Origin of the sequence: Salipiger mangrovisoli (assembly GCF_015223355.1) — a bacterium.
GTDB classification, from domain to species: Bacteria; Pseudomonadota; Alphaproteobacteria; order Rhodobacterales; family Rhodobacteraceae; genus Salipiger; species Salipiger mangrovisoli.
This window is the reverse complement of record NZ_JADFFK010000007.1, coordinates 1-13,954: the sequence shown is the minus strand read 5'-3', so window position 1 is coordinate 13,954 and position 13,954 is coordinate 1. Positions and strand designations below refer to the sequence as shown.

Annotated in this window: 11 protein-coding genes; 10 read left to right on the top strand and 1 reads right to left on the bottom strand. The window is 67.2% G+C overall.

Features of this window, described 5'->3' with window-relative positions:
* Window positions 1–163 precede the first annotated feature (163 nt).
* The 8 genes from IQ782_RS10475 (at window position 164) to IQ782_RS10440 (ending at window position 10,716) form a co-directional block, all read left to right on the top strand.
* Window positions 164–973: a hypothetical protein gene (locus IQ782_RS10475; RefSeq protein WP_194134587.1), complete on the top strand. Its 810-nt coding sequence runs from the start codon at window positions 164–166 to the stop codon at window positions 971–973.
* Window positions 974–1,054: 81 nt separating this feature from the next.
* The gene (locus IQ782_RS10470) at window positions 1,055–1,918 is read left to right on the top strand and encodes a hypothetical protein (RefSeq protein ID WP_194134586.1); all 864 of its coding nucleotides are present in this window, start codon (window positions 1,055–1,057) and stop codon (window positions 1,916–1,918) included.
* Window positions 1,919–1,921: 3 nt separating this feature from the next.
* Window positions 1,922–3,235 carry a hypothetical protein gene (locus IQ782_RS10465; RefSeq protein ID WP_194134585.1) on the top strand — a complete coding sequence of 438 codons (1,314 nt, stop codon included), beginning with the start codon at window positions 1,922–1,924 and terminating at the stop codon, window positions 3,233–3,235.
* A gap of 2 nt (window positions 3,236–3,237) precedes the next feature.
* Entirely contained in the window at window positions 3,238–4,995 is a 1,758-nt protein-coding gene (locus tag IQ782_RS10460) for a hypothetical protein (protein WP_194134584.1), read from the top strand.
* 30 nt (window positions 4,996–5,025) lie between these two features.
* Entirely contained in the window at window positions 5,026–6,150 is a 1,125-nt protein-coding gene (locus IQ782_RS10455) for a hypothetical protein (protein ID WP_194134583.1), read from the top strand.
* Between the two features lie 21 nt (window positions 6,151–6,171).
* On the top strand, window positions 6,172–7,359 hold the full coding sequence (locus tag IQ782_RS10450; protein ID WP_194134582.1) for a hypothetical protein: 1,188 nt from the start codon (window positions 6,172–6,174) through the stop codon (window positions 7,357–7,359).
* 181 nt (window positions 7,360–7,540) lie between these two features.
* Entirely contained in the window at window positions 7,541–7,810 is a 270-nt protein-coding gene (locus IQ782_RS10445) for a response regulator transcription factor (protein WP_194134581.1), read from the top strand.
* 503 nt (window positions 7,811–8,313) lie between these two features.
* Window positions 8,314–10,716, top strand: a complete 2,403-nt coding sequence (locus IQ782_RS10440) for a membrane-bound PQQ-dependent dehydrogenase, glucose/quinate/shikimate family (protein ID WP_338092567.1) — start codon at window positions 8,314–8,316, stop codon at window positions 10,714–10,716.
* Between the two features lie 100 nt (window positions 10,717–10,816).
* Here IQ782_RS10440 and IQ782_RS10435 read toward each other — a convergent pair whose 3' ends face one another.
* Window positions 10,817–11,698, bottom strand: coding sequence for a LysR family transcriptional regulator (locus IQ782_RS10435; protein ID WP_194134580.1), 882 nt, complete (start codon window positions 11,696–11,698; stop codon window positions 10,817–10,819).
* Between the two features lie 81 nt (window positions 11,699–11,779).
* On the opposite strand from IQ782_RS10435, the gene IQ782_RS10430 reads away from it, so the two are divergent.
* Together IQ782_RS10430 and argC are read left to right on the top strand one after the other, a co-directional pair.
* Window positions 11,780–12,574: a phytanoyl-CoA dioxygenase family protein gene (locus tag IQ782_RS10430; protein ID WP_194134579.1), complete on the top strand. Its 795-nt coding sequence runs from the start codon at window positions 11,780–11,782 to the stop codon at window positions 12,572–12,574.
* Window positions 12,575–12,766: 192 nt separating this feature from the next.
* Window positions 12,767–13,744: an N-acetyl-gamma-glutamyl-phosphate reductase gene (gene argC / locus IQ782_RS10425; RefSeq protein ID WP_194134578.1), complete on the top strand. Its 978-nt coding sequence runs from the start codon at window positions 12,767–12,769 to the stop codon at window positions 13,742–13,744.
* Window positions 13,745–13,954: the final 210 nt, after the last annotated feature.

Below are 13,954 nucleotides of genomic sequence, written 5' to 3'. Positions count from 1 at the left end.
GCCGCAACCTTTCTGCACTTGCATCTAACTCGTTCCAGCTAGACCCGATGGGCTACGGCATCTGTGCGATAGGCAGGACACCCCTTCGCTGACACGCTTGGGATCAGGCGGGCTCGTTCATCGTCCCGCAGGTCCCATGACTTGAACCGCAAGGAGGTCAGTGATGCTAGACGAGCTCTACGAGGACGAGGACTTTTCCCCTTATGAAAGCGAATTCGAGGATGAGTTCGCCTACGAAGACGAGTGGGAAAGCTACGCCGACGAATACAGCGACCCCGAAGGCTTCGACGGCGAAGACCTCTTCGGGGACTTCGAGGGCGACGAGTTCTGGGGCCGGCTGAAGAGCTGGGCCAAGAAGGGCGCCCGCAAGCTTCTGAGCGTCGCCAAGAACAACGCGGGCAAGATCGGCTCGGTCATCGGCGGCGCTTTCGGCGGCCCGGCGGGCGCGGCGGTCGGTGGCAGCATCGGCCGCTTCGTGAAGAACCTCGAGGATGAGGACGAGTCCGACACCGAGGACGAAATGAACGCCGTCATGCCGATGGCCGCATCCGACGAGGCGCTGGCCGAGGCCATGGCCGACGCCGCCTCGAAGGCGCATCCGAACGACGCTCAGGCGCTTGGCGGTGCCATCGCGATCACCATCACCTCGCGCGCGCCCATGGCGGTGAAGACCGTCGCGCCCGGCATCGCCGCCGCGACCGGCCGGCTGGCCAAGCATTTTGCCTCCAGCCCGTCGTCCAAGCAGCTCAACAAGACTCTTGCGGGGATCGTGCGGGACACCACCGGCGCGCTGTCTCGCAAGGCTGCCAAGGGCAAGCCGGTGACCAATGCCACGGCGGCGCGGGTGATGACCAAGCAGGCCCGGCGCACGCTGCGCTCGCAGCCGCGCTTGGCGCGGGCGCTTGCCAACAATGTCGCCAAGAAGCGCAAGCTCAATCGCGCCGCGATCGCACGGGCCGAACGGTTCTACTGAAGCCCCTGCGGGAGGGCGGACAGCTGCCCTCCCGGTTTCCGACGGATGTGCCCCCAGGCCAGGATGCGAAGGACCGGATCAATGCGCGACGACATGGAATTCGACCCCGAGACCGACGGCTTCCTCGATCCGATGGCCGATCCCGACTGGGACGGCGCCGCCTTCGAAGACGACCCCGAAAGCGACGATTTCGACGAGACGCTCTACCTCGACGAGGCCGACCGCGGCTCTGCCGCCAAGCGCCGACACAGCACCGCGCAGGCTCGCCATCGCCGCGACACATCCAAGGTGGTGCGCGCCGCGCCGCGCGGGCCTTCGCCACGGCAGAGCCGCGACCAGGTTCTCCGCCGCGCGCTGCGCAAGACGCTGCTGCGCCGCCGGCCCGAACTCGAACGCGCCTTCCACCGGACGATGATCCGCGTGGCCCCCGATCGGGCCCTGATCGCGCGCGCCTTCCCGAGCTTCCTGCACGCGTTCGCCCTTCAGGCCGCGACCCTGGCATCGAAGAAGGCGGGCAGCGCAATCACCCCTGCGCAGATCCTCCAGGTCCCGGTGTTCTCGGTGCTGGCCCCGGCGCTGGCGATGACGGCCAAGCGCTATGGCCTGTTTCCCCGGCAGGACCTTCAGCAGGTGGCCGAGACGCTCTATACCATGCTCAGTTTCACCAGCCTTTCGCTGCGCCTCGGAGCCAGTCTGCTTGGCGAGGACGAAGGCGAGCCGTTGCTGGGAGGCGACGATGAGGACTACGCATCGCTTTCCGAGGACGGCTATGAGCGAGGCCCCGGCGACGACTACGAGACCCTAGCCGAAGCAAGCGCCTTCGAGGACGAAGCTTCACGCGGCGGGCCCCTCACCCACAGCGAACGCGTGGCGATGTCGCGCGCGCTGCGCGGCGCCGCGCGCCAGTTGCTCAGGCTCGAGCGGCGCCTGGGTGTCGGAGGCTGAGCCATGCTGGTCGAGATCCGACACACGCCGGCCGCCCCCCTGCTGACGACAGCCCCCGGCGACAGGCGGCTCTACTCGCGGGCGCGCTTCATCGACCGGCAGGTGCTGAACGCGCGCCGCTATCTCGACGGGTTGGCGCTGCTCGAACCCGAGGAATTCGGCACCGAGGCCGTGCAACCGACAATCGCCCATATCCGCGCGGCCAACGTGCTGGTGCGCGACCTGCACGCGGCGCTCGCCCGTGACGTCACCGAGATGAGCCGTGTCGGTGCCGCGCTGAAAGCCGATCCCGGCGCCGCCCCGGCGGGGTTCCTTCATCTCAAGGATCGCGTCTACCTGCAGACCCAGGAGGCGGAAAAGCTGCTGGCCTTCTACCGCGGCATCTTTACCCAGCGCACCGGCCCCTTCGGCGGCAAGCTGCGCGGCGTCGACCGCATCGCGCGGAACTGCTACCAGGCGGTCTGGATGGGGCTCGGACGGGCACTCAGCGTGCCCGCGCCCCAGCCCTTCGCCTATCTCGAGGACGGCAACGGCCCCGCCACCTACCGGCGCGGCGTGCGGCTTTCGAAGCTCGGCAAACGGCCAAATCCGTTTCCGCTGGTCAAGGTTCCGCAGCACCGCCTGCACAACCCCTGGACCCTTGGCGCCATTCCACACGAGGTCGCGCACAACCTGCAAAACGACCTCGGCCTCTGGGAAGACATGCCGAAACGCATCGCCGCGCGGATGCGGGCGAAGCTGCCGCCTGAGGCGATCGCGGTCTGGACGCGCTGGCACAAGGAAAGCTTCGCCGATCTTGCCGGCTGTCTGCTGATCGGGCCCGCCTACGTCGAGTCGCTGATAGACGTGGTCGGTCGCACCAAGTCCCGCACCGCGCATTTCAACCCCGAGGGCGTGCATCCGACGCCGCTGCTGCGGGTCCCGCTCAACTGTAGCCTCTTGCGCCGCATGGGATTTCAGGCCGAGGCGCGGGCCTTCGAGACTGCCTGGAACCGGATCTACCCGCCTGCGCTCCGCCGCAACCTGCCGCGGCCATTTCGTGATACAGTCGAGGCAGGCACCACGCTCATGGTGCAGGCGATCTGCTACGACCCGCTGCCGCAACTCGGAAACCGGGCACTGGCGCAGGTCGTCAGCTTCGGTCACCGCGATGTCGCCTTCGTGACCGAGGCCGCGCATCGGCTGGCGCGAGGCGAGAACACCGGTGTCCTGCCCGAACGGCACCTCATCGCCGCCGCGCGCCTGGCGATCTCGCGCAAGGGCGCCGATCCGGCGGCGATCAGCCGCAACTTCTACGCAACGCTGCAAAGGGTCTGACCATGGCCGACCGCAGATCTCCACCCGACCACCCGCCGCTGCAGACGATCAGGCAGCTTGAAACGCTGCTGTCCCGCCTGCACAGCCGCGCGACCGCGCTGCAGAAATCCGGGCTGCGGGAGCTCGACATCCACTCGGTCGAGGTCCTGCGGCAGTATTCCGAGACCGGCCTCACGATCCTCAGGGGGATGCTGCACGGGCTGGACGAAGGCGAGGCCGAGGACGCGCTCGAACGCGCCACGGAGCTTGCCGCCTTTCTCGGCGAGGAGCGCGATCATGGCGGGCTCCTGCGCGATCTGCCGCAGGCCCAGACCGACGCCCGCAACGAGGCCGACGCCCTTCCCGCCGGCCAGAAGCGAACCGCCGCTCTGAAGCTGATCCGCACCATCCCCAGCATCATCCGGGACCTGACGGCGGCACCCGCTCTGGCCGAGCGCGTCCAAGACGATGTCCGCGTGTGGCGAGACGCCCAGACAACCAAGGAGACCCCCATGCCCAGCAACGAAAATGAGTTCGGCGGGATCGCAGCCATCCTGCAAGACATCTCGCGCCAGATCGGTTTCATCGGGGCGCGCAGCAGCGGGCAAACGGTGGGCACCACCGCTGGCGCCGGTAGCTTCCGAAACGTCGGCGCGCAGCTGACCGCCTCGCTCGATGCGCTTTCGCTGCCGCGCGAGGGGGTGCAATTCACCGGAGAGGGCCGCAGCATCGCGGCCGCCGACATGCTGATCGACGGCTTGATGGACAACTACCGGCAAGAGACCCGCAACGGGCTCACCGTCTTCGTGCCCGGTCGCACCGAGGGCCGCGCGCCCTCGCGCAGCCTGCCGGTCGACGTGCTGGCCGGTGCCTCGCGCGTCGCGGCGCGGTTGGTGCGATCCGAGGGGGACGTGATCCTCGACATCCTCGACCGGCTGCCGGACATGACCCGCTTCGAGCTTCGCGCCGGCGTGCCCTCGCTGCGCAGCGTACGGGACCGGGTGGCAGTGCAGTTCGATGATCTGGACGAGGTCATGGGGGACCCGCTGGGCGTCAACCTTCCGCAGGCGCTGTCGGTGATATCGCGGGCGATCAAGGCCACGCTCGACTTCGTCGACTACGCGAACCTCGAGGGCGAGCTCAGCGATCAGTTCGAGCGGGTTGATCTTGGGCGGATGCTTGGCGGCAGGCGGGCAGAGACGAACGACGACGAGGTCAGCCTGCGCCGCTCTGTCGCCCAGTCCGAGGAACTGAGATCCGAGATCCGCGAGCTTGCCGAGGCCTACAAGCGGCTTTGTGGCTACGTCAGCCGCCCGCTCAGCGACACGCTCGGCCGCAGCGCGGCGCGGCTCGACCGCCAGTTGTCGGCGATCAACCGTTCGGCCCTCGATCTGCGCGCGACACTGGACCGCTTCGGCACGAGCCAGGCTGAACAGGACCTCATCATGATCATCGAGAACATGTCGGTGCGCGTGAAATACCCCTCCGGCGGCGACGAGGCGGACTTCGAGATGTCTGTCGGCCAGCTGCTGGGATGGATCATCAAGACCTCGGCAGACAGCCGCGGCCAGTCGGGCCGCATCACCGCGCTCGAGACGCCCGACCTCGTCATCCTGTCGAAGGAGCTTGCCGCCCAGTCCAAGGCTCTTGGTCTGCTGGCAAAGGACGAGGGGCTGCACCGCTTCGCGCTCGGTCTCGGCTCGGTCAAGCGCCAGATCGAAGAACTTCAGGCCCTGGTCGATGGTGCCGCCGCGAATGCGGCGACCCTGGCCGGCCGCTGACCCGAAACCGCAACGAAGGAGGCCCGACAGATGGCGGACGAACGTGTGGACACCCTGGAAGAGCTCAACGGCCTTCTCGGACGACTTCAGGCCCTGCGGTCCCAGCTTGTGCGCGACGCGCGAGACGAGCTGGTCGAAAAACCCGGACAGGCCGAGCTGATCAACCAGTACATCGCCGAGGCCGAGCAGACGCTGATGAAGCTGGCCGAACCGCAGCCAGGCGAGGTGCCGAATGACGGTGGGCTGCTGCCGATGATCGGTCTCGGCGACAGGATCGCCAAGACACTCGGCGCGGCGGCCTCGACGCCGCTGGTGCCGAACTACGACGACCAGATCAGCCGCGAGAGGATCGGGGCGATCGCCGATCTATATTACATCTACCAGATGGAGCGCCTGGGAGCCTTCCGCGCGGTGCTGAAGTTGCAACAGTTGTTCCGCTCGGGCGAGGTGAAACTCTCGGATGGTCCGGGCGCGATGGCGCTGTTCCAATACGATCGCAAGCGGCTGCTGCGCTACACCCTCGGTGATCGAAAGGCGGCCTACCGCAAGGTCTTCGGCTACACCGACGCGACACCGCCGGAAGGGGCCGAACCGAACGATCCCTTCCATGCGCTGATGAGCAACTTCTGTCGCCACGTGTCGAACTTCTTCCAGGACAAGCGCGTCTCCGAGGTCGTCCGGCCGAACAACACGCGGGAATCCTTCGGGTCCATGGCGATCGTGCGGCGCGCGGGACTCGACCTGCGGCACAACCTCAAGCAGGTCTCCTATGGACATGTGGCGGTGCTGCGGTCCGAGGTTCTGGGGCTGCTGCGCGACGCCTTCGAGATCCTCAACGCCCCCGACGTGCGCCATCTGTTCGGCGCGGACACCGGCTGGGACGTGCTCGAAGAGGTGCTCAAGCGCTACCTGCAGGAACGCCCGATCTCGTCGCAGCGCAACCGCATGGCGGTGACCGGCCGCGACATCCTGCGCTGGCTGGGCGAGGAGTATATCCTCACCGACGTGCGTACCGATTTCGAGGCCCTGCTCGAGGCGATCGTGGATGCGGCCGACGACTGGCTCACCAGCACCGAATCCGTGGGGCTGCGCACGCAGGCCGGCGGCGCGCATGTCATCGACTTCCGCGCCACGCGGCGGCTGACCCACGGCTGACCCGCTACAGGAGGCAGGAGAATGCGGCCATTCGACGATCTTGAGCTGCGGGAGTCCGGAACCGACACATCCTGGACGCTCCGCTACCCGCCCGACCTGCGGACCGCCCTGCGGCAGGGTCCCGGCGCATGGCAGATGGCCGTCCTGCTTGCGATCCGCCACGGCATCCGAGACCCCGACGAGCTGACCGACATGGCCTTCTTCATGCACTTCCCCGAGCTTGGCGGCCAGAAGGTTCCGGCAGGTCACCCGCGCATGGCCACCTTCCGAAGCGCCTGGACCCGGCTGCGCACCGAGATCCGGGGGCTGCTTGGGTCCGGACCGGCCCCATCCGGCAGCACAACGGGCCCCCCGGCGCGCTTCGCCAGCATTCGCCGGGTCTGGATGCACAGCAACACCATCACCCTCGCCGGCAGCAGTTCTTCGGCGCAGGCCCGCCAGCAGCTCTGCCAGATGGCCCCCACCGATGTGGTCATCGGGGTCAACCCGCCAAGCTGGGCGCGCGAGGCGGGCAACCGCGACCTGGCGTTCAGGGCCTACAGTTCGGCCCGGCAGTCTTCGCGCCTGATGGATGCGCTCGACGAGGTGAAGAGCTGCGGCGCGGCGATCCATTTCATGACCTGGCTCACGCCGCGACGGCGTTGGTGCGACGGGCTGGTCGACACGCTGTTCGATCTCTGCGCCCGCAGCGGCGCCCGCTCGATCCTTCTCGATGCCGAGGAGACCTGGACGAAGGTCAAGCCCGAGACCGGATCGCACGAGGGGTTCGCACGCAAGATTTTCGGGCCGATGATCTCGGGCCGCCCCTGCGCCATCGGCGTCACCCATATCGTCGCGCGCAGCCTGTTTCCCAAGATCGCGCCGCTGATCGGGGTCTGCGACTACCACCTTCCACAGGCCTATAGCCGGGGCAGCCCCGGCAAACTGCAACGCGAGGCGGTTTCGGTTTGGCGCGATCCCAACAAGCCCTTCGTCATGGGGCTGTCGGCGATCAAGGGCCGGGTTTCGACCTCGGACATGTGGACCGACCTGCGGCAGACCGACGCCCTTGGCATCGGCGAGGTCTACTACTGGTCCTTCGGTCATCTGCGCACCCGCGAGTCTCGCGGCCGGGCCGAGGTCGTGCGCCGCGCCAGCGATCTTGCCCGCGCCAACCGGCCGGGCCTGCCGCCGCCCCAGCTCAGCCACATCCCGTGGCCCCTGTTCTGAGGCGGGCCAGCAGGGGTAAGGGATACCCGCACTGGCCCAATCCTCGGTTGTATTTTAAACTCGGAAAAGTTGTGGCGATGACGTCCTGACGAAACCTTTCCCATGCCGATCAAGCCGGTCCCGCTGTCCGTATCACGCGCGCGGCGCCCCGGATGCCACAACCAAAAATTGGAGGCCAAAAATGTCGGCTGCATTGTCACGCCTGCAAATCAGTGATCAAAGCCCCGGAAATTTCGATGCCGTTCCTTCCGCCGAAGTTGCAACACTGGTTCTGACCCCGCGCGAACGCGAGATCGCCATGCTGGTGGCAAAGGGATTTTCGAACAAGGAAGTGGGCCACCTCCTCGACATCAGCCACTGGACGGTGGCCGCGCATTTGAAGGCCTGCTTTCTGAAGCTTGGCCTGCGCCGTCGCTGCGAGCTCGCCTACGCCTTGAGAGACCTGATCTAGCTCATTTTCGCCGGGTCACTGCGGCCGGGAACCGCCGGTGCCCCCCTTTCGGGCGGCCCGCCGAATATCCGGCCCTTCAACCGTCTTCCGGCTGTGAACTCCGTTCCCGCCAGCAAGAACTGATCAGCTTTTCCATGACCTGACGGCAGGGAGACTTCCTGCGCCTTGAAGATGACCGATGGTCATAATAATGATGACCACCGGTCATTACGAAATGCGCGCCCGCCTCCGGCTTCTATGGCAGAGCCATGCGCGATCCCGGCAAGGAGCGGACAGACGATGTTGCAGGGGGCAACCAACGGGAACGTCACGCCAGATCGTCGTGCGGCACGCGCCAAGACGAGGACCGGCCGCACGACCCGCCTCGCCCCGCCCTAGACCGGAGCGCCTCGTCGCCGAGCCGTCCACAGGGGTCCGACGTCTGACCGCCTGCCAAGGGTCGCCGCCCGCACCGCAGACCGGCGCACCCCGTTATCATCTTGAAACTCAGAGGAGAAACATCTGTGACCGAGGTCGCAAAACGCCCCCGTCCGCCCGCCCTGCTCTGGGCCTTCGGACTTCTTCTTGCCGTGGTCGGGCTGGTCCTGGCCGCTGGCGGAGCCTACCTGATCCGCCTGGGTGGATCGTGGTACTACGGCATCGCCGGTGTGCTCATGCTGGCTTCGGCCGCGCTGTGTTTCAAGGGCCGCTCGGCTGGGCTCAAGCTCTTCCTCGCGCTTGTCGCGGGCACCGTCCCCTGGGCGTTCTGGGAAGCCGGGCTCGATTTCTGGGCGCTCGTTCCGCGGCTTGTCGCGCCGGTCTTCATGGCCGCGCTGGCGCTGCTGCTGCTGCCCGCGGCGCGGCGCCACGAAGGCAAGCCCGCCCGAGCCCTCGGTCCGCGCCTCGGCGGCCTTGGGATGCTGACGATCTTCGCCGGTTTCCTTGGCCTGATGTTCGTGCCGCACAATGTCGTGCAGACCGACCTGCCCATCGTGCCCGGCCAAGTGTCCGACGCCACCGCGGCCTCGGGCGAAAGCTGGCTGTCGTGGGGCAAGACCGGCGAGGGCACGCGCTTCTCGACCGCCGCGCAGATCACCCCCGAGAATGTCGGCGAGCTCGAAGTCGCCTGGACCGCGCGAACCGGTTTCGTCGCCAACCAGAGCGAGGACAAGCAGGACCAGAATACGCCGCTCTACGTGGACGGCACGCTCTACCAATGCGCCGCCGCCTCGCAGGTCACCGCGCTCGATGGCAGCACCGGCGAGATCAAATGGCAGTATGACCCGAAGGGCACGTCGCCGCTCTGGAAGCGCTGCCGCACCATGGGGTATTACGCACCGCCTGCCGGCGATGCCTGCGGCCCGCGCATCGTGATGAGCACCACCGACATGCGGCTCATCTCGCTGAAGGCCGAGACCGGCGAGCCTTGCGAGAGTTTCGGCGACAAGGGCGTGGTCGATCTGAGCGTCGGGATGACGCAGATCGTGCCGCAGGGCGACCTCGATCCGACCGCCGAAGTCTCTCCGCTGCCCGGGTTCCTGGCGCAGACCACCGGCCCCTTCATTGGCCGGGACAAGATCGTGCTCGGCGGCTGGGTGGCCGACAATATCAGCGTCGGCGAGCCCTCGGGCGCCGTGCGCGCCTTCAACGCACTGACCGGCGAGCTGGACTGGGCCTGGGACCTCGGCAACCCGGAGATCACCAAGCTGCCGCCCGAGGGCGAAAGCTATACCAAGGGCACGCCCAACGTCTGGAGCGGCATCGCCATCGACGAGGAACTGGGCATGGTCTACCTGCCCATGGGCAACGCCACGCCGGACTATTACGGCGGGCAGCGCCGCGGCTTCGACGATGAATACGGCGCGGCGCTGGTGGCGCTGAACCTCGACGATGGCCGAGAGGCCTGGCACTTCAGCACCGTGCACCATGACATCTGGGACTACGACCTGCCCGCGCAGCCGGCACTCGCAGACATTCCCGATGGCAAGGGCGGTACCGACAAGGCGGTCATCCAGATCACCAAGCGCGGCCAGATCTTCGTGCTCGACCGGCGCACCGGCGAGCCGCTCAAGAGGGTCGTGGAAAAGCCCGTGCCCGTGTCCGACGGCAAGATCGAGGGCGAGTATTACTCGGAAACCCAGCCCTATTCGGTCGAGATGCCGACCATCGCGGCGGACCTGCTGACGGAAAAGACCATGTGGGGCGCGACGCCGATCGACCAGATGCTCTGCCGCATCATGTTCAAGAGCTACCGGTATGAGGGTGAGTTCACGCCGCAGTCGACGCAGAAGACGATCATGAACCCCGGCAACGGCGGCGGCTTCAACTGGGCATCGGTGTCCTACGACCAGACCCGCAACCGAATGCTGGTGGTCGACATGCGGATGCCGACGGTGTCCTGGCTGATCCCGCGTGACGAGTACGGCCAGACCGAGGACCTGGTGATGAACTCGCACGGCCGCTCGCCGCAGTTCGGCCTGCCCTACGGCCACGACCTGCACAACTTCATGTCGCCGCTTGGCGTGCCCTGCATCACCCCGCCCTGGGGCATGATCTCTGCGATCGACCTGGCGACGGGCGAGATCGCGTGGCAGCAGCCGGCGGGCACCTCGGAGGACACGCCGCTCGGCACCCTGGGCAAGAGCCCGCTGAAGGCGCAGATCGGTATGCCGGGCATGGCCGGGCTGGTGACGACCGGGGCGGGGCTGGCGTTCCACTCGGGTACGCAGGACTACTACCTGCGCGCCTATGATACCGAGACCGGCGACATCCTGTGGAAGGGCCGCCTGCCCTCGGGCTCGCAGGCCGCCCCGCTGACCTACATCGGCAAGGATGGCCGTCAGTACGTGGTGCTGACCGCCGGGGGCGCGCGCTACAACCCCTTCGACCAGGCAGATTGGATCATCGCCTACGCCCTGCCGAAGTGAGGCCGGGCCCATGACACCGCCTGTCCCCCGCGCCCTGCGTAGGGGGACAGGACGCCCGGAGGCCATGCCCCTCGGAAGGCCCGGACGCGCCCAATCCGGCTCAGGCCAGCGCCTCCCCTAGCGCCGCGATGAAGCGCTCGAACTGCGCGTCCACTTCCCGCAACCGCGACCAGATCAGCGCGATCTCGGTCGCCGCGCCCTGCGTCGAGATGGGTACCGTCACCAGCGGGCGCCCGTCGTAGCAGATGTCGCTCGGCGGGCAGGAATAACTGATGCCGACCCCCGCACCATGCGCCGCAAGCGAGCGCATCATTTCAAGCGAGCGCACCTTGTGCCCGACAGTGGGGCTCAACCTGAGCCCCTTGAAGAGCGCGGTCATGAACCCCTCGGACAGCTCCTCGCTAAAGAAGATGAGCGGATGCGCTGCGAGGTCCTCGAGCGTGACCATGGCCTGCTGCGCCAGCGGATGATCCGGAGCGAGAAAGGCGACCGGCAGCACCGTCTTCAAAACGCGCCGCTCAAAACGCCCGGCGAACCCCACGTCGTAGGAAATCACCAGATCGATACGCCCTTCCTCCAGCCCTGCGGCAAGGTCAGAGAACCGCCCCTCGGTGCCCTCGAAGGTGCAAGACGGAAACGCGAGCCGCAGCGTCTCGAGCGCCTGCGCGAGCTTGAGCGGTGCGAGGTCCTCGAAACAGCCGACCACGAAGGGCGCCGGCTGGTCAGAGAACGCCTCGATCCCGCGCGCGAGGTCGAGCAGATCGCGCACACGAGCGAGGATCCGGTGGCCCTGCGGCGTGATCTCGACCGGAGCGCCCTTGCGTCGCAGGAACAGCCGGGTGCCGAGCCGCTCCTCGATCTGGGTGATCGCCACCGAGAGCGAGGGCTGCGAGACATTCAACCGCCGGGCGGCGTCGGTCAGGCTGCCAAGCTCGGCGACGGCGATGAGATACTCGTACTGGCGGAGCGTATTATATAGCATAGAACTATAAATATCATTCCAATGTATTATTTGAAACTAATCATTGCGCCTCATAGCCTCCTGGAAAAAGAGGACACGACAATGCACGCACTTCTGACCCAGGACATGGTTGACGCCTTCCAGCGCGACGGCGTCCTTCTCATCAAGGGGCTCTTCGCCGACCACGTGGAGGACATCCGCGCCGGTATCGAGCACAACATGGCCAAGCCCGGCCCCTATGCCGCGGAGAACCTCAAGGAGGGCGAGGCCGGGCGCTTCTTCGACGACTATTGCAACTGGCAGCGCATCCCCGAGTTCGAGCGCGTGGTCCGCGAGTCTCCTGCCGCCGAGGTCGCGGCGGACCTGATGAAATCCGATCGGGTTCAGGTTTTCCACGACCACGTGCTGGTCAAGGAGCCCGGCACCTCCAAGCCGACGCCCTGGCACCAGGATGGCCCCTACTATTTCGTGGACGGCATGCAGACCATCAGCTTCTGGTCGCCCGTAGACCCGGTGACCGATGCGAGCCTGCGCTGTGTCGCTGGCAGCCACCTGTGGGAAAAGCCGGTGCTGCCGAAGCGCTGGCTGTCAGAGTCCGACTTCTTCCCCGACAGCGATGCCTACATGCCCGTGCCCGACCCGGATGCCGAGGGCATGGACATCAAGGAGTGGCAGATGGAGCCCGGTGATGCCGTCGCCTTCAACTACGCCATCCTGCACGGGGCACGGGGCAACAGCTCTGGCGCGCGCCGCCGGGCGTTTTCGCTGCGGCTGGTGGGCGATGACGCGCGCTACGTTGAGCGCCCCGGCCCGACCTCGCCCCCCTTCCCCGGCCACGACATGCAGCCCGGTCAAATGCTGCGAGAAGACTGGTTCCCGGTGATCTTCCAGCGCTGAATGCCCTCGGTCCGGGCCCGCGAGGGCCCGGCTCCGCGACGCTGCAACTGTCGCGGTCCCGCTGCCACGGCGCGAGGCCGTCACGGCGTATGGCCCCTGCGGCAATTGACATGCGCGCCGCTCTGAGCGATGCGCGTCGATCAGGACAAACGGCCACGTGCCGCCCAATCACAGCAGCAACGAGGCAGCACCATGAGCATTCGTGTCGGCATTGTCGGGATCAGCGGATTTGGCGGCGGCGAGGCCCTCCGCCTCATTGCGGCCCACCCGGCCTTCGAGCTTGTCTACGCCGCGGGCGAAGGCAGCGCCGGCAGCCGGCTGGTGGAGCGTTTCCCCGGCGTTCCGGCCAAACTGGCCGGCTTGCTGATCGAGAAATGGGATCCCGAGGCCCTGCCGCCGCTCGACGTGCTTTTCGCCTCGCTGCCCACAGGTGCCTCGGCCGAGGCACTGGCGCGGGTCCCCGAAACGGTGAAGATCGTCGATATCGGCGGCGACCACCGCTACGCCGACGGCTGGGCCTACGGTCTTGCCGATGTCTGGCCCGAGCAGATCGCCGGCCGCAGCCGCATCGCCAATCCCGGCTGTTTCCCGGCGGCGACGCTGAACACGTTGGCGCCGCTGCTGGCCCACGGGCTGATCGCGCCGGGCAATATCGTGATCGACGCCAAGACCGGCATCTCCGGTGCCGGGCGCGGCGGCGGTGACAGCCGTTTCGGCTTTGCCGAGAGCAACGAGAACCTCCAGCCCTACGGCTTGCTCAAACACGTCCACATGCCCGAGATCGCCACCACCATCGAACGGCTCAGTGGCGGCAGCGCCGATGGGCTGGTGTTCACCCCGCACCTCGTGCCGATGACCCGCGGCGTTCTCGTCACCATCTACTGCCGCGGCAGCGCCAGCACCGAGCAGTGCCTGGGCGCAGCGCGGGCCTTCTACGCCGACCGGCCCTTCGTCCGGGTGACCGACCGGCCGCCGCAGACGAAATGGGCCACCGGATCGAACCTGTCCTTCGTCAGCTATGCCGCCGACCCTGCGCGCAAGCTGGTGATCGCGATGGGTGTGGTCGACAACCTCGGCAAGGGCGCGGCGGGCCACGCCGTGCAGAACGCCAACCTGATCTGCGGCTTGCCGGAAACCGCCGGGCTCGACGGTGCGCCGGTCTGGCCCTGAAGTCCGGTCGCGCCCTTCCCCTTTTCGGTCACATCCCTGCAAAAACCGCAAAGGCGCGGGGTCTTCCCCGCGCTTTTGCGCTTTTCCGGGGTGGGATCAGCCGTCCAGCGCGGCGAGCCCCTCGGCCTCGAAGCGGTCGAGCTGCGCCATCTCGGCCGCGGTCAGCGCGATGCCCTCCGACAGCGCCCTGGCGCGGGCGGCGAAGCGGCG

What these genes read in the sequence shown, in the direction of transcription:
- IQ782_RS10430 (WP_194134579.1), top strand. Translation starts at nt 11,780, where the DNA reads ATGCACGCACTTCTGACCCAGGACATGGTTGACGCCTTCCAGCGCGAC.
- IQ782_RS10460 (WP_194134584.1), top strand. Translation starts at nt 3,238, where the DNA reads ATGGCCGACCGCAGATCTCCACCCGACCACCCGCCGCTGCAGACGATC.
- IQ782_RS10475 (WP_194134587.1), top strand. Translation starts at nt 164, where the DNA reads ATGCTAGACGAGCTCTACGAGGACGAGGACTTTTCCCCTTATGAAAGC.
- IQ782_RS10450 (WP_194134582.1), top strand. Translation starts at nt 6,172, where the DNA reads ATGCGGCCATTCGACGATCTTGAGCTGCGGGAGTCCGGAACCGACACA.
- IQ782_RS10455 (WP_194134583.1), top strand. Translation starts at nt 5,026, where the DNA reads ATGGCGGACGAACGTGTGGACACCCTGGAAGAGCTCAACGGCCTTCTC.
- IQ782_RS10435 (WP_194134580.1), bottom strand. Translation starts at nt 11,698, where the DNA reads ATGCTATATAATACGCTCCGCCAGTACGAGTATCTCATCGCCGTCGCC.
- IQ782_RS10465 (WP_194134585.1), top strand. Translation starts at nt 1,922, where the DNA reads ATGCTGGTCGAGATCCGACACACGCCGGCCGCCCCCCTGCTGACGACA.
- argC (WP_194134578.1), top strand. Translation starts at nt 12,767, where the DNA reads ATGAGCATTCGTGTCGGCATTGTCGGGATCAGCGGATTTGGCGGCGGC.
- IQ782_RS10445 (WP_194134581.1), top strand. Translation starts at nt 7,541, where the DNA reads ATGTCGGCTGCATTGTCACGCCTGCAAATCAGTGATCAAAGCCCCGGA.
- IQ782_RS10470 (WP_194134586.1), top strand. Translation starts at nt 1,055, where the DNA reads ATGCGCGACGACATGGAATTCGACCCCGAGACCGACGGCTTCCTCGAT.